Raw genomic sequence first — 24,470 nt, 5'->3', positions numbered from 1 at the left:
GGCGCGGCCGGCGCCGGTGACCATAGATCTTGCCGACCACGGACGAGGTGCCCGATGTCGCCCCTGGCGACGCCTCCGGTGACTCGTCGCGTGCGCGCCGAGCGGGTGGGCGAGACTGGACGCCGTGGAACTCGTGACTGTCGACGACATCCGCGCCGCGGCGCGCCGTATCTCCACGGAGATCGTGCGCACGCCGTTGCTCCCCGCAAGCTGGGGTGACGCGGACCGGCCGCTGTGGATCAAGCCGGAGAACCTGCAGCCGATCGGTGCGTTCAAGATCCGTGGCGCCTTCAACGCCCTCGGGCGGCTGGATCCCGCGGTGCGCAGCAGGGGAGTGGTGGCGTATTCCAGCGGCAACCACGCCCAGGCGGTCGCCTACGCCGCTGCCGCATACGGTGTCGCGGCCCACATCGTCATGCCCGAGGAGACACCGGCCGTCAAGGTCGAAGCCACAAGGCGCCACGGTGCGAACGTGGTGCTGTGCGGGGCAGGGCAACGTGAGCGGGTTGCCTCCGACCTGGTCGAGTCGACCGGCGGTGTGCTGGTCCCGCCGTTCGACCATCCCGACATCATCGCCGGGCAGGGCACCATCGGACTCGAGATCGCCGAGGATCTGGCCGATGTCGCCACGGTTCTGGTGCCGGTCAGCGGCGGCGGGCTGGCCTCCGGCATCGGAACCGCCATCCGCGCCCTGTGCCCACAGGCCAAGGTGTTCGGCGTCGAACCCGAACTCGCGGCAGACACCGCCGAGGGCCTGGCCCGCGGTGAACGCGTGGATTGGCCTGTCGCACAGCGCAACCGGACCATCGCCGATGGCTTGCGGTCGACACCGTCCGCCCTGACGTTCGCCCATCTGCAACAGGTGCTCGACGGGGTGATCACCGTGAGTGAAGACGAAATCCGTTCAGCAGTAGCAGAATTGGCCGACCGCGCGCATCTGGTTGCCGAACCGAGCGGTGCGGTGGCGCTGGCCGGTTACCGCAAGGGCGGCACCTCGGCCGGCGCCACCGTGATCGTGCTGTCGGGCGGCAACGTCGAACCGCTGCTGCTGCGCGAGATCCTCGGTGCACACGTCCCATCGGCCGGCTGACACAGCAAAGGCAATTGGTTTGCCATGGGTGCCCTGCGGTGAGCCCGGACACCCTGCCGCGGCGGCACCGGCACGCCGGCCGTCGCATCCACGCAACCGGTCTGACGCGGGGTCGGTTTCCAGCCGCCTCGCCACGGTCTCGTGGGCACGAATTTCGCGGCCCCGCGGGCAAACCGATGCCACGCTGTGTCCTCGGTGTTTTGCGGCACAGCACATTTCGGGTACGTCCGGTCCCGGCCATGGGAACGGTCCGCGGTGTACCCGCCGCGACGGGCACAGGTAATGTCACCGGGACAAAGTGGACGACGGCCACCGTTTTCCCGGTCCGTTCCGATGCTTCGGCGGACAACTGTTCTTGTGTGGCCACAGCTCCGAGGGGGTGCATGTGGACGCGGTGCTCGGCGTGTCGATGACACCCTCCACCGTCAGTCTGGTTCTGGTCGAAGGCCATGACGCCGACGGCGTGACCATCGACCATGAGTCCTTCTCGGTGCAGGCCGACAGCGGTCAGCAGGCGGCCACGGCAGTGGTTCGGACCGAGTCGACGGCCGCCAACCAGGGTCACCGGTTGCGGGTCATCGGGGTGACCTGGACCGCCGACGCCGACAGCGAGGCGACGGTTTTGCTCAAGACGCTCGCAGACGCGGGCTTCGACAACGTCATCCCGGTGCGGTTGCCGCAGGCGACCGAGGCATTGGCCCGGGGGATCGCCGACGTCGTCGGTTACGAGACCACCGCGGTGTGCGTCGTCGAGGGTGACGCGGCGTATGCGTACATGGTCAATCCCGCGCGGGGCTCGATACAGACCGCGGTCAACCACGCGATCGCCGGGGCAGGCGCCCTGATCGACTGGCTCGGGATGGTCTTCGCGACCACGAACCGGCGTCCCGACGCCCTGGTGGTGGTCGGCCCTGACGACGACCTCGACGCGATGTTGCCCGAGCTGCAGAGTGCGCTGGACGTTCCCGTGTTCACCCCGGCCGAGGCCGATCAACCGTTGGCGCGTGGCGCGGCGCTGGCCTCGATCCGTCGGGGTCGCTTCGTTGCGGCCGAGCCGGGATCCGGCGCGCGCTCGGTCCGCAAGAAACCGGCCCGGATGGCGCCCGTGGCGTTGCTGGCCGGCGGCGTCGTGACATTCGTGGGTTCGTTGTCGCTGGCGATCAGCCTGCAGATCTCACCTGATCGGGAGCCGACCCCCAAACCGCCGCGACCGGTTTCCAATACGTCGGGTTCCCCGGTCGCCGTACAACACGCTCCGCCGCCGGTGGTGATCCCGCCGGCCCCGCCCGAGCCCGAGTCGGAGGAGGCCGCCCAGTTCGTGGTCGAGCCGCCGGTCAGCGAGCCTGCCACGGCACCGCAATCCGGTGTGTTCAACCAGATGCCTGCGGTCGTGCCCGCCGCGCCGGAGATCGGTACGGATCCCCACGCCGAGCAGGTCGTCCCGCCGCCTGTCGACGGTGCGACGGCCGAAGCGCCTGTGGTCGCGCCGGTTCCGGAGCCCGGCGTCGCAGGACCACACGAGATCCAGCAGCAGGTCTTGCAACCTGACGCCGTTCCGCCCGCACCGGCACCCCAACAACCGCCGGCACCCCAACAACCGCCGCCGCCCGAACAACTCCCGCCGCCGCCCGAACAGACGACTCCGGCGCCCGTCGAGCCGGTGCCGCCGGTCGAGCCCGCGCCGGCGCCTGTGCCGCCGCAACAGCCGGTCCCGTAACAGGGTGATGCCGTGACGGTGACCGGGGCGCGGGCGGCCCTGCGAATGACCGCGATCGCGGCTGTGGTGCTGGCGCTGGTGCTCGTCGAGCTGTCCACGCGGTCGGGTGTGTCGTGGCGCCTGGTCACGTTCACCTACCAGGCAAACCTCTTGGCCGCGGTGTTCTACCTGTGGTCCTTGATGTCGCAGCAGGCCGATGCCCGTGCCGGGATTCGTGGCGCCGTGGTGGTCTACGTGGTGGCGGCAGGCGTCGTGTGGAATCTGTTTCTGACCGACGTGAGCATGGGGTACACCGCGGCGAACGTGTTGCTGCACGTCGTCGTGCCCGTGGTGGCGGTCGCGGAGTGGCTGTTGATCGGTGCCGGCCAACGCCCGATGTGCTGGTGGCAACCGCTGGTCTGGCTCGCGTATCCGGCTGCCTACATCGGATTCGCGTTGCTGGTGCTGACCATGGCCGGCCGGCGAATTCCGTATTACTTTCTGGATCCCGCGGCCGTCGGTGGCGCGGGTGTCGCGTTGTCCGTCGGTCTTCTCGCCGGGATGTTCGTTTGCCTCGGCTATGCGCTGATGGCGCTCGGCCGCCGGCCGGTGACGGTCGCCCGGGAGGTCGTGTGAAACGTTTTCACCTGCTCTCGCGATGGCTTGATCATGGGCAGAAATCCGCATTCCGGGCATCCGACGCCGGTCGGCTCCGAGTTGCGCCTGCCGGGTTCATCTCTCATCACGAATTACACTGGAGGAATGCTGAACACCGTGTCGCCCAGACCACGATTCGCGCGTGGATCGGTTCGAAGAGCGTTTGCGGCGATCGGCATCGCTGCGCTCGCTGTGACCAGCTCGGTTAACGTCGCCTCGGCCGCGGCGAGCGCCCCCAACCCGGTTGCGGCCATCGAGCCGGCGCCCGGTTCGGTGGTCGGCGTCGCGCACCCGCTGACCGTCACGTTCGCCGCGCCCGTGAGCAATCGGCCGGCGGCCGAACGCAGCTTCAAGGTGACGTCGCCGGACGCTCCGACCGGCACGTTCACGTGGCTCGGCAACGACGTCATGCAGTGGACACCCGATTCGTTCTGGCCGGCCCATTCGACGATCTCGGCGATGGCCGGTGGCGCGAAGACCAGCTTCGAGACGGGCTCGGCCGTCGTCGGCGTCGCCGACATCGACGCGCACACCTTCACCGTGAGCATCGATGACCAGGTCGTGCGCACCATGCCCGCCTCCATGGGCAAGCCGAAGTTCCCGACTCCCATCGGTACGTTCAGTGCACTGGCGAAAGAGCCTGTGGTGGTGATGGATTCACGGACCATCGGCATCCCGCTGAGCGATCCCGAGGGCTACAAGCTCACGGTCAACGACGCGGTGCGGGTGACGTGGGGCGGGGTCTACGTGCACTCGGCTCCGTGGTCGGTCGGCTCCCAGGGCTATGCGAATGTCAGCCACGGCTGCATCAACCTCAGCCCGGACAACGCGGCGTGGTACTTCGACACGGTGCACGTCGGCGACCCCATCATCGTCCGGCAGTAGCGCCGGCGTGGAGGTTCTTCGCGGTCGGTGACGTGGGCACGGTCGAGGGCTCCGGATAGGTGCCCAGTGCCCGGTCGGCCGTGCCTGCACTGGTCACCGTGAACCAGTAGTGCTCGTTCTTGTAGTGGTGCTGCCGGTGATTGCGCCAGATGGCGCGGTAGGCCGCGGTTTTGGGCTTGTAGTCCGTGTGGATCAGGTAATGGCACCATTCGTAGCCCAGGCCCAGCGCTGCGAGGAAGGCCAGAAAGGTCAGCCCGAGCCCCATCCGGGGAAACGCCAGGAGCGCGATCGCCACTGCCGCGGGCAGCACCCACAGCAGCGCCCGCCACGGGATGAAGATGAGCGGCACGTCACGGGGGTCGACGTGATGTCTGCGATGGTCACGGGCCAGCAGCGGATCGATTGTGAAGCCCGCGACTCGTTTTGGGCGCCAGTGCAGTACGAACACGTGGACGATCCATTCGAAGAACGGGAACAGTGCCACCATCACCACAGGGGCCAGCGCATCGGTCGGTTGCCAGTCGCCCGCGATGATTCGCGCGCAGACCGCCGCCACCAGCGTCGCGCCGATCATCAAAGGGGAGGGGTGCTTGGCGAATTCTCGCGCGGCGGCGCCAAGCGTGAAACCACGTCGCGTCATCGGTTGTCTCCCAAGGCATCGAGGGCCGCGAGCAGTCCGCGGGTGGCAGGTCCGAGGAGTTCCTCGGCCGCGTGTCGGGCGGCGGCGGGTTCGCCCGCGGTGATGGCCTCGGCGAGGCGCCGATAGGCCTCGGGGCGGCCCACCTCGTCGGCCATCATCGCGGCCAAGGCCGGTAGCGCAGGCTCGTACGTGGCCCGCAGCGTGTTGTACATCAATCGGTACACGATCGAATCCGCCCCGTCGACGACGTGATCCCAGAATGTGAGCGCATGTCGTTGTTGCTCAACGGGATCCGACTCCTCCCGCAATGTCCGTACGGCCTCGTTCAGCTGCGCGGCCAGTTCGGGTGACCGCCGTAGCGCGGCCAGCTCGGCCACCTTGGGGCCGTTGTGCAGGCGGGTCTCCAGGATGCTGCGCACGACCGCCACATCGAGCTCGCCGCCCTGGATCAGTAAACGCGGCAGCAGGTCGAGACCTGCGTGTCTGCGGAAGTCGCGCACCGTGGTGGCATCGCCCTGGCGCACCTCGACCAGCCCGACCTCGGTCAGGCGTTTGATCGCTTCACGTACCGCGGGGCGGGACACCCCGAGCACCTCTGCCAGGCGCCGCTCGCTGGGCAGGGACTCGCCGGGTTGCATTTGCCCGCTGAGTACCTCGGTGACGATCTGTGAAAACACGTCTTCGGGTACCGAGCGGCGGTTCACCGGTTGCAGGGCCATGCGTACACAATGCACCGACACCGGTAAGAGGTCAAGTGGTAAGACCAGTCAGCGTAGTACGGCCGCGGTTGCCTCGTCGGCGGGCAGGAAGGCCTCGATGCTCAGCTCGGCCGCGGTGAGGTCGAGCGCCGTCCCGAATGTCGTCACAGTGCTCAGGAACGTCAGCGTGCCGCCGTCGGCGGTGGCCAACTCAAGTGGCACGACGACGCCGCCGAGATCTCGTGAGCTGTCTGATCCACCTGGGTAGGAATCGATTTCGTCGAGGAGCGCGGCGAGATCGGTAGATCCGCTCACCGCGACCTCACGGCGTAACCGACTGATCAGGTGGTGGCGCCATTCGGCCAGGTTGCGGATGCGGGGTGCCATGCCCTCGGGGTGCAGGGTTATGCGTAATGCGTTGGGCTGCACCAGCAGATGTTCGGCCACGCCTTCGAGCATGATTGCGGTACCTGCGTTGGCCTGCAGCAGGTTCCATGCGCGATCGACCACCACGCAGGGAAAAGGGTTGTAGGCGTCCAGAACTCGCGTGACGCCCGCACGGACCGGAGCCATGTCGGGGTCGTCGAGCGTGCGTTCGGCGTACACCGGCGCCAGCCCGGCGGCCAGCAGGAGCTGGTTCTGTTCGCGCAACGGCACGTCGAGGGCTGCGGCCAACCGCAGCACCATGGCCCGGCTGGGCGCCGAACGGCCGGTCTCGATGAAGCTGACGTGCCGGGCCGACACGTCGGCCTCGATCGCGAGGTCGAGCTGACTGATCCTGCGGCGCTGCCGCCACGACCGCATGAGTGAGCCGAACGACGTCAATTGCAGCGAGCGGGACGAAACGGTGGTCACCCGACTCAGTGTCGTCGAGGAGTCGATCCCGGGCCACTACCTGTGAGGTAATTGCCGCCATTACCCAGGGTGCGCGACCGTTGGGACGTTCGCAGGTGAAGGAGATGACGATGCGAGACAAGCTCAGGTCCGACAGTACGATTCCGGCCTGGTTGCGGTTCGTGTTGATCGCCGATCGCTCGGGGTCGGCGGCCTATATCGGGGCCGGCTTCTTTTTCGCTCCGGTTCTCATCGTGGTGTCGCCGTGGCCGGCGCTGACCGCGGTGCTGTGGGGTGTGATCGCCGTGGCGGGGCTCTGGCTCGGGCTGCTCGGCATCGCGATGGCCACCGGGCTCGCGATGGTGTTGCGGTCCAACACCGAGATACCGGAGGACTACTGGCGTTCGATCATCGACTATCCCGTTGCCGGGCAGCGCCTTTCGAGGCAGTAGCGGCTTCGCCGCGGTAATCCACCTGCCAGTGCTTGATGCCGTTGAGCCAGCCGGACCGCAGCCGCTCCGGCGCGGCCAGCGGCGCGAGGTCGGGCATTTCGTCGGCGATCGCGTTGAAGATCTCGTCGATGGTCAGCCGGGCCAGGTTGGCGCCGATGCAGTAGTGCGCGCCGGTGCCGCCGAACCCCACGTGCGGGTTCGGGTCGCGCAGGATGTCGAACCTGTAGGGGTCGGTGAAGACGTCCTCGTCGAAGTTGGCGGAGCGGTAGAACATCACGACCCGCTGGCCCTTCTTGATCGGCACCCCGGCCAATTCGGTGTCCTGTAACGCGGTGCGCTGGAATGACGTCACCGGAGTCGCCCACCGCACGATCTCGTCGGCGGCGGTCACCGGGCGCCGTTCCTTGAACAGTTCCCATTGGTCGGGAAACTCGGTGAAGGCCATCATCCCCTGCGTGATCGAGTTGCGGGTCGTCTCGTTGCCCGCAACCGCGAGCAGGATCACGAAGAAGCCGAACTCGTCGTCGGAGAGCTTGTGTCCCTCGACGTCGGCCTGTACGAGTCTGGTCACCAGGTCGTCACGTGGGTTGGCCGTGCGATCGGCGGCCATCTTCATGCCGTACATGATCAGTTCGACCGAGGCGCTGATCGCGTCGTTGGACGCGAACTCCGGATCCTGATCGCCGACCATCTGATTCGACCAGTCGAAGAGCTTCTTGCGGTCCTCCTGGGGCACGCCCATCAGGCTCGCGATGGCTTGCAGTGGCAACTCGCACGACACCTGCTCGACGAAGTCGCCGCGCTCCTCGGCGAGCGCGGTCCGCACGATGGCCCGGGCCCGCGTGCGCAGGTCGTCCCTGAGTTGTTCGACCGCACGCGGGGTGAACGCTCGCGAGATGATCTTGCGCAGATGGGTGTGATGCGGGGCGTCCATGTTCAACAGCACGAACCTGCCCTGGTCGATCTGCTGCGGCACGGTCCCCTCGCGGTAACGGGGGAGAGCCGTCTTCTCCTGACTCGAGAACACGTCGCTGCGCCGGGACACCTCTTTGACGTCCTTGTGTTTGGTGACCACCCAGAACCCGCCGTCATCGAAACCGCCGGTCCCCATCGGTTGCTCGTTCCACCAGATCGGGGCCAGCTTGCGCATCTCGGCCAGTTCCGCGACGGGCAGGCGTTCGGCGTAGATATCGGGATCGGTGAAATCGAATCCGGGCGGAAGGTTCAGAGTCGGCATGGCGGTGGCACTCCTCGCGACGACGTTGTGTAGTGCGTAAGCCCATTGCTACACCACAGGTGGGGCCCCTTGGAGTGGGTTTCGGAAACTCCGGTAGCGTCGATATTGGAACGTGTTCCGATTCCGGCGCTGTAACGGATGGTGGGCGCCAACGATGCATTGAGGGTTACCATCTGTCCCTGGAGTAACAGCGAGAGGTCACCCGTGATTAGTGTCGACATCCGAAAGTTCGCGTCCGTGTTTGCGTGCTGCGCGTCGGGCCCTGTCATTGCGCTGTTGGTCGCCGGCGCGGCAACTGCGGATCCGGGCACCCCGGTGGTGCCGCCGCCGGCACCTGCGCCGGCACCCGGCCCCGCGCCCGCCGGGCCCGCCGTCCAGGCCGCGCCTGCGGATCCCGCCGGGCAGCTGGCAGCCCAGCCCCCGGCGGAGACCCCGCACCTGGCGAGTCCCGATGCGCTGCCGCCGGGAGCGACCATGGATCCCGCCGGACAGGGCACCGAGAGCCCCAACCTCAGCTACCTCAAGGATCTGTGGCACGCCGTGCAGAACCAGGAGATCAGCGGCAAAGAGGCGTTCCTGCTGGGCATCGCCCAACGCAACATGAACACCCCGATCCCGGAGCAGGCGCCGGGCCCGAACGTCCCGGTCGCTCCTGGTGCGCCCGCGCCGGGTGGCGTGCCCGGGCCGAACCCGTTGGCGCCGAACACGCCCATGCCGCCGGGTGCGCCGCTGGCGCCTGCGGCAGCGCCCGCCGCGCCGGTCGTCCCGAACGGTCCGGTTCCGCCCGCGCCGCTGCCCTGACCCGTCAGAGGGCGGTCGCGGCCACCTGAAGCCGTTCGACGCGTGCGGGCACGTGCTTGTGCCATGGTGTGCCGGCGTACTCGTCGCGCCACTGTGACGAGGTGAGCTCGTTGGGTGCGACGCCTGGGATCACGGCCCGGCCGTCGCTGCCGGTGTAGTCGAGGCCGAAACCGTTGGGCAGTGAGATGTGCCCAGGCAGCATGGTGTCGCTGATCTCCACGGTGGCCTCAGCGCTGCCCGTCGCGGTCGTGATCCTGGCGCGGTCGCCGTCGAGCAGGCCGAGGGCCTCGGCGTCGTCGACACTGATCCGCAAGGCGCCCTCGGTGTCGCGCTTGCGCCAGCCCGGATCGCGGAAGATGTCGTTGGCGGTGTAGGCCCGCCGTTCACCGGCCGAGAGCACCATCGGGAACTCGGCGGTGGTCAGCGCTGACGGCATCGTCGGCAGGGCCCGCGCCGCGTCGAGCATCTCGGGCATGTCGAGCGCGATCTTGTGATCCGGATGGCTGATCAGCGCGAAATCGTCCGGGTACTCGTGCACGGTGAACGTCAGCCCGGACCGCCCGGCCAGGATGGCCTCGAACAGGGCGTTGCCGTCGGCGTGACCGGCGCGGCGCACCGCGTCCGGATACGTCATCGCGGTCTTCTGGGCCAGGCCCCACAGCGCGGCGGCACCTGCCAAACCGTCCGGGAGAACCGGTCCAAGCGTCTCGTAGAGCACGTAGGGCAGCACCCGGCCCAACGCCGGGTTGGCGCCCACCGCGGCGAGGAACGCCGCGGCGTAGGCGTCAAGGCCCTCGCGCGCCGCGCGGCGCAGCGGATCCAGTTCGGCGTCGTCGACCGCACCGATGGCGCGGACCAGACGGGCCCAGATCTCCGGTTCCGGCAGGGTTCCGGGCAGCGGGTCGAACAGCGGGTGGCGCAGGTGAAAGTTGTTGTGCGGGAACTCCAGGTTGAAGAACGTCGCCTCGGCCTTCTCGAACTGGTTGGCCGCGGGCAGCACGTAGTGGGCCAGGCGTGCCGTCTCGGTCATCGCGACGTCGATGACGACGAGCAGCTCGAGCGATTCGAGTGCGGTTCGCACCGCCGCCGAATCCGCGACCGAGTGGGCCGGGTTGCTGCTCTCGACGATCATCGCGCGGAACCGGTCGGGATGGTCGGTCGTGATCTCTTGCGGCACCACGTTCGACGGCACCAGGCCGGCGATCACGGGAGCACCGGTGACGGGGCTGCGGCCGACCCCGCCCGAGCCGAACAGTGGGGCGAACGACGAATGCAGGTGCTGCCCACCGCGTTTGGCGAAGTTTCCGGTGAGGATCCACAACATCTTGTTGAGGTAGGAGCACAGCGTGCTGTTGGGTGCCTGCTGGATGCCGAGATCCTCGAACACCGCCACGCTGCCGGCCGCGGCGATCCGGCGCACCGCTTGGCGCAGCAGTGATTCGTCGACTCCGCATCGCTGCGCGTAGTCGCTGACCGGCACCTGCCGCAGCACATCGCGAACGGGTTCGACGCCGTTGACGTGCTTGGCCAGGAAGTCCTCGTCGCACAGCTCTTCCTGCACCAGCACCGCGGCCATGGCCGCCAGGCACCAGGCGTCGGTTCCCGGCCGCACCCGCAGGTGGAAGTCGGCGAGCTTGGCCGTGTCGGTGATCACCGGGTCGATGACGATCATCGCGCGGTCAGGATCCTTGGCGATCTCGTTGAGCACCACCCGGGCCCGCGGGAAGCTCTGCGACATCCACGGGTTCTTGCCGACGAACACCGCGACCTCGGCATGTTCGAACTCACCCCGGGTATGGCCGCCGTAGAGGTGGGCGTCCACCCACGCTTCGCCGGTCTTCTCCTGCGCCAAGGCATTTGACCGATAGCGCGAGCCGATCGCCTTGAGAAACGCCCCGCTGTAGGCGCCGCCCAGGTGATTGCCCTGGCCACCGCCGCCGTAATAGAAGATCTTGTCGCCGCCGTGGCTGTCCCTGATGGCCAGGAACTTGGCAGCGATCTCGGAAATCGCGGTGTCCCAGTCGATCTCCTCATAGCTGCCGTCGGCGTTGCGGCGCAGTGGCGAGGTCAGGCGATTGGTGCTGCTCTGGTAGTGGTCGAGCCGCAGCGCCTTGTTGCAGGTGTAGCCCTGCGACGCCGGATGATCTTTGTCACCACGGATCTTGGTGATGGAGCGGCCTTCGGTCTGCACCACGATGCCGCAGTTGCATTCGCACAGTATGCAGGCCGTGGGCTGCCATTGGTCAACGGTCATGACGGGGTTCCTTCCGGCAGGAGTGCGCGTAGTTGACGGTGGATCTTCTCGAGCGGTTCGACGTCGCGAGTCGCCCGCGCCATCACCACCGCACCTTCGATCGCGGTCATGATGAGCGTCGCGAGTTCCTCGGCACGCTCGGCGGCTACCCCGTCGTCCTGTAGGCGGCGGGTGATCTGCCCGGTCCAGCGGGTGAAGGCGGCCCCGGCGCGGTCGAGCGTGGCGGATTCGGCCGCGCCGGGCTCACCTGCCTCGACGGCGACCGCGACGATCGGGCATCCGGCCCGGAAGTCGCTTACTGTCAACTGTTTCCGGAAGCCGGCAATCATGGCGTCGAGCAGCGCGACGGCGCTGTCGGCCTTGTCGATGCGCGCCGCGACCTGATCGCTCGCGTAATCGATGGCTTCACAGAGCAGTTGGGTTCGCCCGCCGGGGAAGTAGTGATAGGCCGACCCGCGGGGTGCGCCGCTGTGGGCGAGCACGTCGGCAATCGCGGTCGGGTGTGCGCCACGCTCCCGGATCAGCAGTGCGGCGGAGACCACCATGCGCTCTCGGGGACTGGTCACGCGGGACACCCTTCGTTGATTATGTATGTGAACATACATAATCAACGGGCAGCGGTCTACCCCGATGTGCGGGCTTGTGCGGCGGATCGCTGCTTGATATTGACCGCAATCCGCCGCTGAGACGGCTATGCGGCGCGGTCGAGGCGAGTGAACGCACACGCCGGCCCACATGGGTGGCCGGCCACGGTGATCCCGTGCCGCCGGAGCACCTGGGCGATCTTGGTCGCGGTCTGACACGGCCGGTTGAAGACCTGCCCATAGGAAAGCCTGACAGTCGACCGGCCGTCGACCGCGGCGTCGAGATCTCGCTCGAAGTCTGCATCCCGCCGGGTCGCTGAATCGTGGTACACCCGCCCGTCGAGCTCGACGATGAGCCGTTGGCCGTACTCGGTGTCGCGGTAGCACACGCCGAGCGATGACGTGGACCGCTTCTGCCGTGTCGCCTTGGGGAGACCGTGCGGGCGCTCGACACGCACGAGATAACCGTGCTCGAGCACCGAACACGTACCGTCGGCGAGGTCGAGCAGCACCGCGCGCAACCACCTGCGTCGCGGCAGCCGACCGCGAGAATCGAGAGTTCGCAGCAGCCGCCGCGCGGTGGTGCGCCGCGATCGGCAGGCGTCGGCCAGGACCGCGATGGCATCGAGTTCGGACGCCGCGCGGCACGCGACGTCGAGCGCGGCTTCGTCGTAACGCATCCGTGGCGGGCTGACGTTCCACAGCACGCGATCGTGAACGTGGGCGACCCGGTGAATGCGGACGCCGACCGGCTCGACCAATGTCGACCGTTGCCGCTCGACGGCGACATGGATCGGCAACGATTGCGCCCCCAACGCCGATTCGAGGCACAGGGCGGCCGGTGCCGCGTAAAGCACTGCGGCCCAAGCCCGTTGCATCCAGATCAGCGGGCCGGTGTGTTCGACATAAACGCCGGCGTGCACCCGCGCCCACTCATTGCGCCTGAGCAATCGCCGGATCTCATGCTCAGCCAGCCCCGCATCCAACGCTTGCCGACGCGAGATCACCCCGTCCTGCTGCCGAAGAACCTCACCGACTTCCACAGAGTCGATGCTCGTCGACCGGCGCGATTGTCACCAGAGCCCTTCGGCGATCTGTGGATAACCACTGATTGCGGCGGATCGCGCGCCCGCCGCCTCGATCAGACCGAGGCGGCTTCGTTGAGCTCGTTGAGCGTGTTGGTGGCCTCCAAGTACTCCTGCACCCAGCGTTCGATCACCGCCGAGGTCTTCTCAACCTTGGTGAACTGTCCGACAACCTGGCCGATCGGGTTGAATGCCACATCGACCGTCTCGTTGGGATACTTGTGCGTCGCGGCCACGGCCATGCCGGAAACCATGTACTGCAACGGCATTCCGAGCGGCTTCGGGTTGTCGGGGTTCTCCCAGGCCTCGGTCCAGTCGTTGCGCAGCATGCGCGCCGGCTTGCCGGTGAACGACCGGCTGCGCACGGTGTCGCGGCTGGTGGCCTTCGCGTAGGCCGCGTGTTGCACCTCGGTGTTCTCGGACTCTTCGACCATGACCCACTGCGAGCCGGTCCATGCGCCCTGTGCGCCGAGCGCGAGTGCCGCGGCGATCTGCTGGCCGCTGCCGATACCGCCGGCGGCCAGCACCGGAACCGGCGCGACCTCCTTGACCACCTGGGGCCACAACACGATCGAGCCGATCTCGCCGCTGTGTCCGCCGGCCTCGCCGCCCTGGGCGATGATGATGTCGACGCCGGCATCGGCATGTTTGCGGGCCTGCGACGGCGATCCGCACAGTGCGGCGACCTTGCGCCCCTCGGCGTGGATGTGGGCGATCATGTCGGCGGGCGGGGTACCCAGCGCGTTGGCGATCAACGTCATCTTTGGGTGCTTGAGCGCGATCTCCACCTGCGGGGTCGCGGTCGCCTCGGTCCAGCCCAACAGCTGGAGGGCATTGTCGTCGCTGTCGTCGGTCGGCACGCCGTGGTCGGCGAGGATCTTCTTCGCGAAGTCGAGGTGCTCTTGCGGGACCAGCGCGTTGAGCGTCTTCTTGAGCTCGTCGGCGGACATGTTGGCATCCATGCCCTCGTACTTGTTCGGGATCACGATGTCGACGCCGTACGGATGGTCACCGATGTGCTCGTCGATCCAGTTGAGTTCGATCTCGAGCTGTTCGGGGGTGAACCCGACCGCGCCGAGCACGCCGAAGCCGCCGGCCTTGCTGACGGCGACCACCACGTCGCGACAGTGGGTGAAGGCGAATATCGGGAATTCGATTCCAAGTTCGTCGCACAGTGCGGTGTGCATTCTCCAGCTCCTTATGGGGCGGTCGGCGTCACGGGATTCGTAAATGAAACGTGTTCTAGTTTAGTACGCCGCAGCCCTGAAACGGGGCCAGACCCCCGACGAACTACGACAGTTCCTGCACGAACGACACTTCGTTGCCATCCGGATCGGACACATCGACCACCGCGACGAGATCGGCGATGACCTGCGGTTCCGGTACGTCGACGCCGAGGCCGGCCAGGGCTCGCGTGGCCTGGGCAAGGTCGTCGACCCCGAACCGCACGGCTGACCGCCCGGCCCGGTCTGCGTCGGTGACGAGCTGTAACCACGCGGTCGCGGTCACCTGCCACTCGGCGACGCCCTCGACGGGGCGCAGATCGGGTTCGCGGCCGAACAGCCGCGTGTACCAGGCCAGGGATTCGTCGAATCGGTCGGTGGCGACCGCGGCGGCGATGTCGTTGAGCGCAACCGCGGGGGAAGTGTCGGCCATGTTGCATTTCTAACCAGGATTCGCGCGTTTGCCCAGCCTCTTGGTGTACTTGCGCGATGGGACGCACGCTGTCGCCACCTGAATCGCTGGCCGAGATCGGTACCGGACCGGGCGGTGCCCAGATCGGCGCGTTCTTCGATCTCGACGGCACCCTGGTCGACGGGTTCACCGCGACCGCCCACGCCGGACACCGCATCCGGCAGCGCCAGGCGGCGCCCGGCGAAATCCTCGGGATCATCGAGGCGTCGGTGCGGTACCGGCTCGGGCGGATGCCGTTCGAACGGCTGCTGGTGCGCGCGGCCGGGTATCTGCGGGGCGAATCGCTGCACGAACTCGACGAGCTGGGGGAGCACCTGTTCGTGCGGCGCATCGCGCACCGGGTCTATCCGCACATGCGCGACGTCGTGCGCAGGCATCAGGACCGTGGCCACACGGTCGTGCTCAGCTCGTCGGCGTTGACCATCCACGCCGAACCTGTCGCGAGACATCTCGGCATCGACCACGTGCTGTGCAATCACTTCGAAACCGACGACGACGGGCGGCTGACCGGCGGAATCGTCAAGCCCATCGTGTGGGGTGCCCGCAAGGCCGCTGCGGTCGAGGGCTTCTGCGAACGCAATCACGTTGACCTGCAACGCAGTTACTTCTATGCCGACGGGGTCGAGGACAGTGCGCTGATGCGGTTGGTCGGCCATCCGCGGCCAGTCAACCCGCATCCCGGATTGGCGGCTGCCGCGCAGAGCCACGGCTGGCCTGTGCTGTCCCTCGACCGGCTGCGCGGTAGCGGTCCTTTCGCTCCACGCTGACCGAAACCCTTTGTGTGCAGCGGCATCGGATGCAGACTGCGCACCACGATGAGCGCACGTGAACTTCACCTCGGCGTCAATGTTCTCGCCGACGGCATGCACCCCGCCGCATGGCAGCACCCCGACGTCGACCCCGCGGCCTTCGTCGACCCGGACTACTGGATCCGGGTCGCGCGGCTGGCCGAGCGCGGCACGCTCGACGCGCTGTTTCTCGCCGACAGCCCGTCGTTGTTCGCCGACCCGCGCAAACCGCTGACCACGCCGCCGCTCGCGCTCGACCCGATCGTGCTGCTGTCCGCGCTGGCGTCGGCCACAACCCACCTCGGTTTGATCGCGACGGTGTCGACGTCGTTCGAGGAGCCGTTCAACGTCGCGCGCCGGTTCGCATCGCTGGATCATCTCAGCCGCGGGCGGGTCGCCTGGAACGTCGTCACCGGCAGCGATCCCTACGCCTGGAACAACTTCGGTCACGGCCAGGGCCCGGTTGCACCGCCCGGTCGCGACGAGCGGTACCGGCGCGCCGCCGAATTCGTGGACGTCGTACGGGCCCTGTGGGATTCGTGGGACGACGATGCGGTGTTGGCCGACAAGGCGACCGGGGCGTTCAGCCGGATCGGCGCCGTCAGAACGATCGACCATCGAGGCACGTATTTCAGCGTGGACGGGCCGCTCACGATGCCCCGGCCGCCGCAAGGGCATCCGGTGCTGTTCCAGGCCGGCGGATCGGCAGGCGGGCTCGACCTCGCGGCCCGGTATGCCGACGGGGTGTTCGCGGCGCAGGCGACGCTCGGCGACGCGCTGCGCAACGCTCGTGAACTTCGTTCGCGGGCACACGCATTCGGCCGGGATCCGCAATCGATCCGGATCATGCCCGGATTGTCGTTCGTGCTGGGCAGCACGGAGGCTGAGGCACGAGCCCGCAACGACGAGCTCAACGAACTCGCGGGGGACCGGCGGTTGAGCCACCTGGCCGGTCAGCTCAGCGTCGATCCGGCAGAGTTGCAGTGGGACAAGCCGTTACCGCGCTGGCTGCTCGACGGCGCCGAGGCCGTCGGCGGTTCCCAGGGCGCGCGCGACATCGTCGTCAACATCGCCCGCCGGGACAACCTGACCGTCCGGCAGATCCTGGACCGGGTGATCACGTGGCACCGGCTGGTGGTGGGTTCACCCGAGCAGCTGGCCGACGCGATCGAGGAATGGTTCGCCGCAGGCGCGGTCGACGGTTTCAACCTGATGCCCGACGCGTTCCCGTCCGGTCTGGAGCTGTTCGTCGACCACGTCGTGCCGATCCTGCGCGCCCGCGGCCTGTTTCGCCGCGAGTACGCACACACCACCCTGCGCGGCCATCTCGGCCTGCCGCGCGTGCCCGACCACCGGGCCGTCGCGGTCTAGAGGTTGTAGAGACCCTTGCCCGTGACAAGCGGCATGTCGAGCGTGGTCCGGATGCCGGGCGCCGCGGCGACCACGTCGGGGATGGCGTTGACGATGCGGCCCGCCGCGGCCACGATCGCGGCGTGGTTGTGGTCGCCTTTGCGGCTCGTGGGGCAGATGTCGACCGCGTACGACGGCTCGCCGACGATCTCGACGCGGTACGACCCGCCGGGCTGCGCCGGTTGGGCCCAGTCCGGACGCAGGTCACCCCGCAACCGCGTGACGTGCTCGATGACGATCACCGGCTGGCCGTCGACCATGCCCCGGATCTCGAACCGCATGGCGGCCACCGTGCCCTTCGCGATGTGGCCCGCGGCGATGTCGAACTCTTCGGGCGCCGGTTCCTTCTCGCACAGTTCGGTGATGTCGTCGATCTCGATGCCGAGGCCCGCGGCCAGCTGCCGGATCGAGGTGCCCCACGCGATGCTCAGCACGCCGGGCTGAAACAGCAGCGGCGTCTCGTCGAGCGGCTTGCCGAAACCCATGACGTCGAACATGACGGTGACGCCGTCATAGGTGGCGTAGTCGGCGATCTCCATGCAGCGGACCTGTTGGATGCTCTGGCATGTGCCCGCCAGGGCGAACGGGATCAGGTCGTTGGCGAAGCCGGGGTCGACGCCCGTGATGAACAGGCTGGCGTTACCGGCCTTGGCGGCCGCCTCGATGCCGTCGATGTACTTGCCCGGCATGAGATGCCACGGGTACTGCAGCAGCACGGGTGCCGAGCCGACGACGTTGATGCCTGCCGACAGCAGCCGCACGACGTCGCCGATGGCTTCCGGACCGCGCGTGTCGCCCATCGCGCAGTACACCGCGCAGTCCGGTTCGGCGGCGATCACGGCGTCGAGGTCGCCGACCGCGGCCACGCCCGTCGAAACATCGAGGCCGGCAAGCTCACCCGCATCCTTACCGACCTTCGATTCGGTCGAGACGCACAACGTGGTGAGTTCGTAGCGCGGATTGGTCAACAGTCCCGTCAGTGCCAGCCGACCGACATTTCCAGTCCCGATGTGTGCGACGCGGATGGGCATGGGAACGAAGTATGCCCAGTCGACAGACAAATTGGAACAGGTTCTAATTTGGCCGTTCAGGCGGTAGCCTCACGCGTCATGGGACGGGTTGACGGAAAAGTTGCATTGATCAGTGGCGGCGCCCGCGGCATGGGTGCCGAACATGCCCGCGCGCTCGTCGCCGAGGGCGCCAAGGTGGTGATCGGCGACATCCTCGACGACGAGGGCAAGACGCTGGCGACCGAGCTGGGCGACTCGGCGCGCTACGTCCATCTCGATGTCACGGACGCCGAGCAGTGGGCCGCGGCCGTCGCGACCGCGACCGACGAGTTCGGGCTGCTCAACGTGCTGGTCAACAACGCGGGCATCGTCGCGCTCGGTCAGATCGGCAAGTTCGACATGGCCCAGTGGCAGAAGGTCATCGACGTCAACCTGACCGGGACGTTCCTGGGCATGCAGGCGTGCGTCAAGGCCATGAAGGCCGCGGGCGGCGGGTCGATCGTCAACGTGTCGTCCATCGAGGGGCTGCGCGGTGCTGCCATGGTGCACCCGTATGTGGCGTCCAAGTGGGCGGTGCGCGGCCTCACCAAATCCGCGGCGCTCGAACTGGGGCCCAAGCAGATCCGGGTCAACTCGATCCACCCCGGCTTCATCCGCACCCCGATGACCGAGCATTTCCCCGAGGACATGCTCACCATCCCGCTGGGCCGGCCGGGCCAACCCGACGAGGTCTCCAGCTTCGTGGTGTTCCTGGCCAGCGACGAATCCCGGTACGCCACCGGAGCCGAGTTCGTCATGGACGGCGGACTGGTCAACGACGTACCGCACAAGCTCTGAGAACCGGCCGTGAGCGCCCACCCGCCCGGCGACGGGCGAGCGCTCACGGCAGAATGATCCGGGCGGCCGCCCGCATCCAGTGAGAAATGGTCGCACCGGTTTCGAGGAGCTACCTATTTCCACCCGGACGCGACGTACCCGCCTGACCGTCGCAGCCGTCGTCACAGCCGTGCTGCTCGCGCTCTGCGTGGCCGACCTGCCGTCGTTCGCGCGCCCCGAGCCGCCGTCCGGGCGCATCGAGTTGTCGCAGGGCTGGCAGCTGGCGTCGGCGCGCACCGTGCAGGCCGACGGTATCGCGCTCTCCTCACCGGGGACACCGGAGGGTGGCTGGCACACCGTCACGCACATGCCCGCGACGGTGTTGCAGGCCCTTCAGGACGACGGCACGTATCCGGATCTGTATTTCGACGAGAACCTGACCGATGTTCCCGATGATCTGTACCGGCAGGACTGGTGGTACCGCACCACATTCGCGGCCCCGGCGGGCAGCACGAGCTACCGGCTCGAGCTGCCCGGCGTCAACTACCGCGCCGAGGTCTGGCTCAACGGCCGGATGGTGGCCGGCAATGCCGAAGTGGTGGGCATGCACACCAACCACGAGCTCGACGTGTCCCGCTTCGTCAACGCCGGCGGCGAGAACACCCTCGCGGTCCGGGTGACCCCCGAGCAGGCGCTGCAGGACATCGACGGCGTCGAGCTGGCAGACAGCTGGTGGGACTGGATCAACTGGAACCGCATCGGTTACCAAGGCCCGGAGAAGAACCCGTTGCGCGGCAACTCCTTCGTCGCGGACCGCAACGCCGGGATCTTCCAGCCGGTGTACCTGAGCTTCTCCGGGCCCGTGGTCGTCCGCGATTCGGTGGTGACCACCGAATTGCCGTTGCCCGCCACCGACCGCGCGAAGCTGACCATCCACTCGAACGTGCACAACACATCGGATACCGCCGTCCGCGGTGTGGTGCGGGCCAGGATCAGCCGGGCGGGCAAACCCACGATCGAGGTGGACCAGCCCGTGCGGCTGGCTCCCGGTGAGCAACGCGAAATCCAGTTCGATCCAACCATATTCGGCGCGCTGAACGTCGAGAACCCCGACCTGTGGTGGCCCTACACCATGGGGGATCCGAACCTCTACGACCTGCAGCTGGAATTCCGGCAGTACGGACAGGCCACCGACACACACAGCACCCGGTTCGGCATCCGCACCGTGCAGCAACACCGCGACGACGACGAGCAGTACCCGGATCTGGGCCGGGGCGGGAGCTTCTACCTCACGGTCAACGGCAGGGATTTCCTGGTGCGCGGCGCGGCCTACACACCGGATCTGCTGTTCCGCTACGACCCGCAGCGCGAGGACGCCATCCTCGGCTACGTCCGCGATCTCGGGCTCAACATGCTGCGGCTGGAGGGAAAGTTCCCCGGCGAGAACATCATCGAGCGTGCCGACGAACTCGGCATCCCGCTCATGTACGGGTGGATGTGCTGCAACCAATGGGAGAAATGGTGGCAATGGGACGACGAGGACCGTCGCGTCGCCGACGCGAGCCTGCGCTCGCAGATTCTCGCGTTGCGGGGCCATCCGTCGGCGTTCCTGTGGGCCAACGGCAGCGACGGCAAGCCGCCAGAAGGAGTGCTGGACGGATATCACGCCATCCTCGCGGACCTGCGCTGGCCCAACGCCGTCGTCGACACCGTGTCGTCGCTGGCCCGCACCGACGACGGTGAACCGGACTGGGACGGCATCCACATGGCGGGGCCATACACGTGGCGGCCGCCGAGCTACTGGTTCAGCGGACGCTACCAGGCCACCCGCGGATCCAACGCCGAGCAGGGCGACAACGAGCACATCCCGCCGTTCGCGAGCCTGAAGAGGTTCCTCCCGCCGGACAAGCTCTGGCCGATCAACGAAGCGTGGTATTTCCACGCCGGGGCAAACCCCAGCAACGCGGTGTTGGAGAGCATCCGCACCGCGGTCATGCAGCGTTACGGATCTTCAAGGAACGCCGAGGAATTCGCCGGCAAAGCGCAGCTGGCGCACTACGAGTCCACGCGGGCACAGTTCGAGGCGTTCGCGGCACTGGGCTGGGCCAACCACAAGATGACGATCTACTGGATGCTCAACAACCACTGGCCGTCGTTCTTCGGGCACCTCTTCGACTACTACCTGCGCCCGGGTGGGGCCTACTACGGCGCCAAGAAGGGTTTGCGTCCGCTGTCGGCGGTGTTCGACTCCTACGCCACGGGCGATCACAGTCAGGCCAACGTGACCGTGGTCAACCAGTCGCCCGACGACCAGCGGGATGTGCGCGTGCGGGTGCGGACCTATGATCTGGCGGGCCGGGTCCGCGACGACCGCACGTCCGATGCCGTGAGCGTTCCGTCCGGTGGCGCACTGCGGGCCCTGACGCTGCCCCGCGTGGCGCCCGATTCGCGGGTCTTCTTCGTGCGGTGTGAACTGCTCGACGCGGCAGGTGCGGTGATCGGCGAGAACACCTACTGGCAGTCGCAGCAGCGCGACGACGTCGGGAACCCCGCCAACGACCAGGCATTCGACCTCGTCCAGTCCAGTTGGGCCGACATGACCCCACTCAACACCATGGCGAAGACGCCGCTGCGGGTGACCGCCGAGCGGTCGGCCGGCCCGGCCGGCACCACGGTGGTCATCCGGCTGCACAATCCGACGCGCCAGATCGGCTTCTTCGAGCGCGCCGAGGTCATGGCGACCCCCGATGGTGACGAGATCCTGCCGATCGAGTATTCCGACAACTACGTCACGGTCTATCCGGGCGAGACGGTCGAACTCACGGGCAAGGTCACCGGAACCGAGCCCATGCCAAACTGGGTCCGGGTCGGGGGTTACAACACCGCTCCCGTGGTCGCCCCGATCGACCAGCGGGTCCGCCGTTAGGATCGGCGGATGACCACAACCGACAAACGTCACGAACTGGGCCAGTTGGCCGAGGTCGGCAGCTGGCAGCACCGGGATCTCGACCGCGTCGACGTCTTCCAGCGCGGCACCAGCCGCATCCGGGTGGTCTGGCAGGGTTCCGAAGCGATCAGCGGTGCGACGCTGTACCAGGACGACATCATGACCACCTACACGCGTGACCTGGCAACCGTGCACAACTGGTTCAAGCGCTGACGCGAGGCGACCGACGCCGGAAAATCGATCGCGCCGCCACCTCGACATGTGGCACTGTCGAATTCTGTGATCGCCCCTGCAACTGAACTGACCCTGGACACTGCCACCGAAGCCGACTGGACAGCGATGACGCTGCTCGGCGGCACCGCATTCGGCGAGATCGGGCACCCCGATTCCATCGCGGCCTGGCGCACCATGGTGCCCGCCGACGACGCGGCGGTCGTGGTGCGCGACGGCGCCGACGTGGTCGGCCAGTGCTTCTTCCTCGAGCTGTCGCTGACGGTGCCCGGTGGCGCTGTGTTGCCCACTGCCGGAATCAGTTTCGTCGCGGTGGCACCGACCCACCGCAGGCGCGGCATCCTGCGGATGATGTACACCGAGTTGCATCAGCGCATCGCGGACAGGGGGTACCCGATCGCCGCACTGACCGCGAGCGAAGGCGGAATCTACGGCCGGTTCGGCTACGGTCCGGCGACCATCGAGCAGCTGGTGTCCATCGACCGGCGATTTGCCGAGTTCCACGCGTCCGTACCGGATCCGGGCGGGGTGCGACTTGTCAAACCCGCCGAGCACCGCGACACCTTCGCCGAGATCTATGAGCGCTGGCGGCGCGGCACCCCGGGTGGTCTGGTGCGGCCGACCGCACTGTGGGACGACCTGCTGGCCGACCGGGAGAACACCCGCGGAGGGGGCTCCGAGCTGTTCGCGTTCCTGCATCCCGACGGCTATGTGCTGTACCGCGTGCACGGCGACGATCCCATGAACATGCGGGTCGCGGAGTTCGTCGCCGCGACGACGGACGCCGACGTGGCGCTGTGGCGCGCGCTGCTCGGCATGGATCTCATGGAGAAGGTCGACGTCTGGACCTATCCCGACGAGATCCTGCCGCAGTTGCTGACAAATCCGCGGCTGGTCCGGGTGACGTCGAGCGCCGACGATCTGTGGCTGCGCATCATGGACATCCCGTGCACCCTCGAAGCCCGTCGCTACCAGGCCGACCTCGACCTCGTGCTCGAGGTGTCCGACGGGTTCCGCAGTGACGGCGGGCGATTCGCGCTGGAGATCCGCGACGGCCGGGCGCGGTGTACGCCCACCGAGAACCCGGCCGATGTCGAACTCGGCCTCGACGTGCTCGGCAGCCTGTACCTCGGCGGGTATCGCCCGGACGGATTTGCGGTGGCAAACCGGTTGCGCAGCAACGATCCAGCTGCGGTGCGCAGGCTCGGCGCGGCTTTCGCCAGCGAGGTACCGGCCCAGTTGGGGTACGGCTTCTGAGCCGGCAACGTGCCGGTGCGTAATGTTCACCGGGTGAGCGCACGCGCAGGCATCGTCGTCACCGGAACCGAAGTTCTCACGGGGCGGGTCCAGGATCGCAACGGGCCGTGGATCGCCGACCGGCTCCTCGAGCTCGGCGTGGAGCTGGCGCACATCACGATATGTGGTGATCGCCCGGCCGATATCGCCGCACAGTTGCGCTTCCTTGCCGCCGAAGGCGTGGACCTGATCGTCACCAGCGGTGGCCTCGGTCCCACCGCCGACGACCTCACGGTGGCCACCGTGGCCGAATTCTGCGGCAGGGAACTGGTTCTCGACGTCGAGATGGAAGAACGGATCGCCGCGATCCTCCGCAAACTGATGAGCAACAGGCTCGGCGACGTGGACTTCGACGCGGTGCGGGCCGCCAACCGCAAGCAGGCCCTGGTTCCGGTCGGCGCACACGTACTCGAACCGGTCGGCACCGCGCCGGGAGTCGTGGTTCCCGGCAGCCCGACGGTCATCGTGCTGCCCGGGCCGCCGCGCGAACTGCAGCCCATGTGGGCCCGGGCCATCGCCACGGAGGCCGCGCAGCAGGCCATCGCCGGGCGCACGGTGTACCGGCAGGACATGGTGCGGATGTTCGGGCTCGCCGAATCGGGTCTGGCCGAGACCCTGCGGGAAGCCGAGCAACGCATCGCGGGCTTCGACAGCATGGAGATCACCACGTGCCTGCGCCGCGGTGAACTGGAGATCGTCACCCGCTACGAGCCGTCCGCCGCGGCGACCTACGCCGAACTGCTCGCACTGTTGCGCGACAAGCACGGCGACGCGGTGTTTTCCGACGACGGCTCAACCGTCGACATGCAAGTGCAGGGCCTGCTCGCCGGGCGCCGCATCGCGACCGCCGAATCGTGCACCGCGGGACTGCTCGCCGCTCGACTGACCGAACTCGCTGGTTCGTCCGACTACGTCGCGGGTGGCGTCGTCGCGTACGCCAACGACGCCAAGACCGCGCTGCTCGACGTGGATGCCGCGCTGATCGCCACGCATGGCGCGGTGTCCGAGCCGGTCGCCGAGGCCATGGCCGCCGGAGCAGTGCACCGGTTCGGCGCCGACACCGCTGTGGCGATCACGGGCATCGCCGGTCCGGGCGGTGGCAGCACCGACAAGCCGGTAGGCACAGTGTGCTTCTCGGTGCTGCTGGCCGGTGCCGAGCCGATCACCCGGACCATGCGGTTGCCGGGGGACCGCAACGACATCCGCGAGCGTTCGACCACCGTCGCGATGCACATGCTGCGGCGCGCGCTGGAGGCGTGACGGCCCGGCGGGACGTACCCGTCGAAAGCGCACCGCGGACGCGCCCGGACTGACAGACTCCTCCATGGGTTCGCTGTGGGCCCCGTCGTCCCCACAGCCGGCAG

At 67.8% G+C, this 24,470-nt stretch carries 23 protein-coding genes; 13 read left to right on the top strand and 10 right to left on the bottom strand.

All coding sequences use genetic code 11. The features are described from left to right. Positions 1-124 precede the first annotated feature (124 nt). From G6N67_RS32345 to G6N67_RS32330, 4 genes are all read left to right on the top strand, one after another. Positions 125-1,090 (top strand): threonine ammonia-lyase, encoded by a 966-nt coding sequence (locus G6N67_RS32345; protein WP_036440074.1) that lies wholly within the window; start codon positions 125-127, stop codon positions 1,088-1,090. 379 nt (positions 1,091-1,469) lie between these two features. Continuing rightward, on the top strand, positions 1,470-2,807 hold the full coding sequence (locus G6N67_RS32340) for a DUF7159 family protein (RefSeq protein ID WP_419724281.1): 1,338 nt from the start codon (positions 1,470-1,472) through the stop codon (positions 2,805-2,807). A 45-nt stretch (positions 2,808-2,852) separates the two neighbouring features. Beyond that, the gene (locus tag G6N67_RS32335; RefSeq protein WP_051579224.1) at positions 2,853-3,422 is read left to right on the top strand and encodes a Pr6Pr family membrane protein; all 570 of its coding nucleotides are present in this window, start codon (positions 2,853-2,855) and stop codon (positions 3,420-3,422) included. Positions 3,423-3,548: 126 nt separating this feature from the next. Then, a complete protein-coding gene (locus tag G6N67_RS32330) occupies positions 3,549-4,328 on the top strand; it encodes a L,D-transpeptidase (RefSeq protein ID WP_036440084.1) in 780 nt (259 codons plus the stop codon). Here G6N67_RS32330 and G6N67_RS32325 read toward each other — a convergent pair. The 3 genes from G6N67_RS32325 to G6N67_RS32315 are packed head-to-tail and all read right to left on the bottom strand — an operon-like array spanning position 4,312 to position 6,470. Continuing rightward, positions 4,312-4,968, bottom strand: a complete 657-nt coding sequence (locus G6N67_RS32325; protein WP_036440087.1) for a sterol desaturase family protein — start codon at positions 4,966-4,968, stop codon at positions 4,312-4,314. The two genes, G6N67_RS32330 and G6N67_RS32325, sit on opposite strands and share 17 nt — an antisense overlap. Beyond that, a complete protein-coding gene (locus tag G6N67_RS32320) occupies positions 4,965-5,687 on the bottom strand; it encodes a FadR/GntR family transcriptional regulator (protein ID WP_036440090.1) in 723 nt (240 codons plus the stop codon). The genes G6N67_RS32325 and G6N67_RS32320 overlap by 4 nt, the downstream gene beginning before the upstream one ends. A gap of 48 nt (positions 5,688-5,735) precedes the next feature. After that, positions 5,736-6,470 carry a helix-turn-helix domain-containing protein gene (locus tag G6N67_RS32315; RefSeq protein WP_081812794.1) on the bottom strand — a complete coding sequence of 245 codons (735 nt, stop codon included), beginning with the start codon at positions 6,468-6,470 and terminating at the stop codon, positions 5,736-5,738. A 161-nt stretch (positions 6,471-6,631) separates the two neighbouring features. Between G6N67_RS32315 and G6N67_RS32310 the strand changes: the two genes are divergently transcribed. After that, entirely contained in the window at positions 6,632-6,952 is a 321-nt protein-coding gene (locus tag G6N67_RS32310; RefSeq protein ID WP_036440775.1) for a hypothetical protein, read from the top strand. Here G6N67_RS32310 and G6N67_RS32305 read toward each other — a convergent pair. Continuing rightward, positions 6,909-8,189 carry a cytochrome P450 gene (locus tag G6N67_RS32305; RefSeq protein WP_051579190.1) on the bottom strand — a complete coding sequence of 427 codons (1,281 nt, stop codon included), beginning with the start codon at positions 8,187-8,189 and terminating at the stop codon, positions 6,909-6,911. The genes G6N67_RS32310 and G6N67_RS32305 overlap by 44 nt on opposite strands. A gap of 204 nt (positions 8,190-8,393) precedes the next feature. Between G6N67_RS32305 and G6N67_RS32300 the strand changes: the two genes are divergently transcribed. Next, complete coding sequence (locus G6N67_RS32300) at positions 8,394-8,990, top strand: hypothetical protein (RefSeq protein WP_306666483.1); 597 nt, start codon at positions 8,394-8,396, stop codon at positions 8,988-8,990. Positions 8,991-8,994: 4 nt separating this feature from the next. On the opposite strand, the gene G6N67_RS32295 is transcribed toward G6N67_RS32300, so the two are convergent. From G6N67_RS32295 to G6N67_RS32275, 5 genes are all read right to left on the bottom strand, one after another. Further along, a complete protein-coding gene (locus tag G6N67_RS32295; RefSeq protein WP_036440097.1) occupies positions 8,995-11,244 on the bottom strand; it encodes a molybdopterin oxidoreductase family protein in 2,250 nt (749 codons plus the stop codon). After that, the gene (locus tag G6N67_RS32290; RefSeq protein WP_036440784.1) at positions 11,241-11,810 is read right to left on the bottom strand and encodes a TetR/AcrR family transcriptional regulator; all 570 of its coding nucleotides are present in this window, start codon (positions 11,808-11,810) and stop codon (positions 11,241-11,243) included. The genes G6N67_RS32295 and G6N67_RS32290 overlap by 4 nt, the downstream gene beginning before the upstream one ends. Before the next feature lie 125 nt (positions 11,811-11,935). Then, a complete protein-coding gene (locus G6N67_RS32285; protein WP_036440101.1) occupies positions 11,936-12,871 on the bottom strand; it encodes a type IV toxin-antitoxin system AbiEi family antitoxin domain-containing protein in 936 nt (311 codons plus the stop codon). Positions 12,872-12,969: 98 nt separating this feature from the next. Beyond that, positions 12,970-14,100 carry a nitronate monooxygenase gene (locus tag G6N67_RS32280; protein ID WP_036440104.1) on the bottom strand — a complete coding sequence of 377 codons (1,131 nt, stop codon included), beginning with the start codon at positions 14,098-14,100 and terminating at the stop codon, positions 12,970-12,972. Between the two features lie 103 nt (positions 14,101-14,203). Further along, positions 14,204-14,569, bottom strand: coding sequence for a VOC family protein (locus G6N67_RS32275; RefSeq protein WP_036440107.1), 366 nt, complete (start codon positions 14,567-14,569; stop codon positions 14,204-14,206). 56 nt (positions 14,570-14,625) lie between these two features. Here G6N67_RS32275 and G6N67_RS32270 point away from each other — a divergent pair, with 56 nt between their 5' ends. Beyond that, entirely contained in the window at positions 14,626-15,375 is a 750-nt protein-coding gene (locus G6N67_RS32270) for an HAD family hydrolase (RefSeq protein WP_036440109.1), read from the top strand. Positions 15,376-15,423: 48 nt separating this feature from the next. Next, the gene (locus tag G6N67_RS32265; protein ID WP_163642381.1) at positions 15,424-16,767 is read left to right on the top strand and encodes an LLM class flavin-dependent oxidoreductase; all 1,344 of its coding nucleotides are present in this window, start codon (positions 15,424-15,426) and stop codon (positions 16,765-16,767) included. On the opposite strand, the gene G6N67_RS32260 is transcribed toward G6N67_RS32265, so the two are convergent. Beyond that, positions 16,764-17,837 carry an NAD(P)H-dependent amine dehydrogenase family protein gene (locus tag G6N67_RS32260; protein WP_036440114.1) on the bottom strand — a complete coding sequence of 358 codons (1,074 nt, stop codon included), beginning with the start codon at positions 17,835-17,837 and terminating at the stop codon, positions 16,764-16,766. The two genes, G6N67_RS32265 and G6N67_RS32260, sit on opposite strands and share 4 nt — an antisense overlap. 78 nt (positions 17,838-17,915) lie before the next feature. Here G6N67_RS32260 and G6N67_RS32255 point away from each other — a divergent pair, with 78 nt between their 5' ends. The 5 genes from G6N67_RS32255 to G6N67_RS32235 all read left to right on the top strand — a co-directional run bounded on the left by G6N67_RS32255 (position 17,916) and on the right by G6N67_RS32235 (position 24,366). Then, entirely contained in the window at positions 17,916-18,653 is a 738-nt protein-coding gene (locus G6N67_RS32255; RefSeq protein WP_036440117.1) for a glucose 1-dehydrogenase, read from the top strand. 169 nt (positions 18,654-18,822) lie between these two features. Next, positions 18,823-21,558 (top strand): glycoside hydrolase family 2 protein, encoded by a 2,736-nt coding sequence (locus G6N67_RS32250; RefSeq protein WP_179976770.1) that lies wholly within the window; start codon positions 18,823-18,825, stop codon positions 21,556-21,558. A gap of 9 nt (positions 21,559-21,567) precedes the next feature. Further along, positions 21,568-21,792: a hypothetical protein gene (locus tag G6N67_RS32245; RefSeq protein ID WP_036440119.1), complete on the top strand. Its 225-nt coding sequence runs from the start codon at positions 21,568-21,570 to the stop codon at positions 21,790-21,792. 66 nt (positions 21,793-21,858) lie between these two features. Then, on the top strand, positions 21,859-23,067 hold the full coding sequence (locus G6N67_RS32240; protein ID WP_036440791.1) for an enhanced intracellular survival protein Eis: 1,209 nt from the start codon (positions 21,859-21,861) through the stop codon (positions 23,065-23,067). A gap of 33 nt (positions 23,068-23,100) precedes the next feature. Continuing rightward, a complete protein-coding gene (locus G6N67_RS32235) occupies positions 23,101-24,366 on the top strand; it encodes a competence/damage-inducible protein A (protein WP_036440121.1) in 1,266 nt (421 codons plus the stop codon). Positions 24,367-24,470 lie beyond the last annotated feature (104 nt).

Source organism: Mycolicibacterium mageritense, from assembly GCF_010727475.1.
GTDB classification, from domain to species: domain Bacteria; phylum Actinomycetota; class Actinomycetes; order Mycobacteriales; family Mycobacteriaceae; genus Mycobacterium; species Mycobacterium mageritense.
This window is presented reverse-complemented; position numbering and strand designations above follow the sequence as displayed.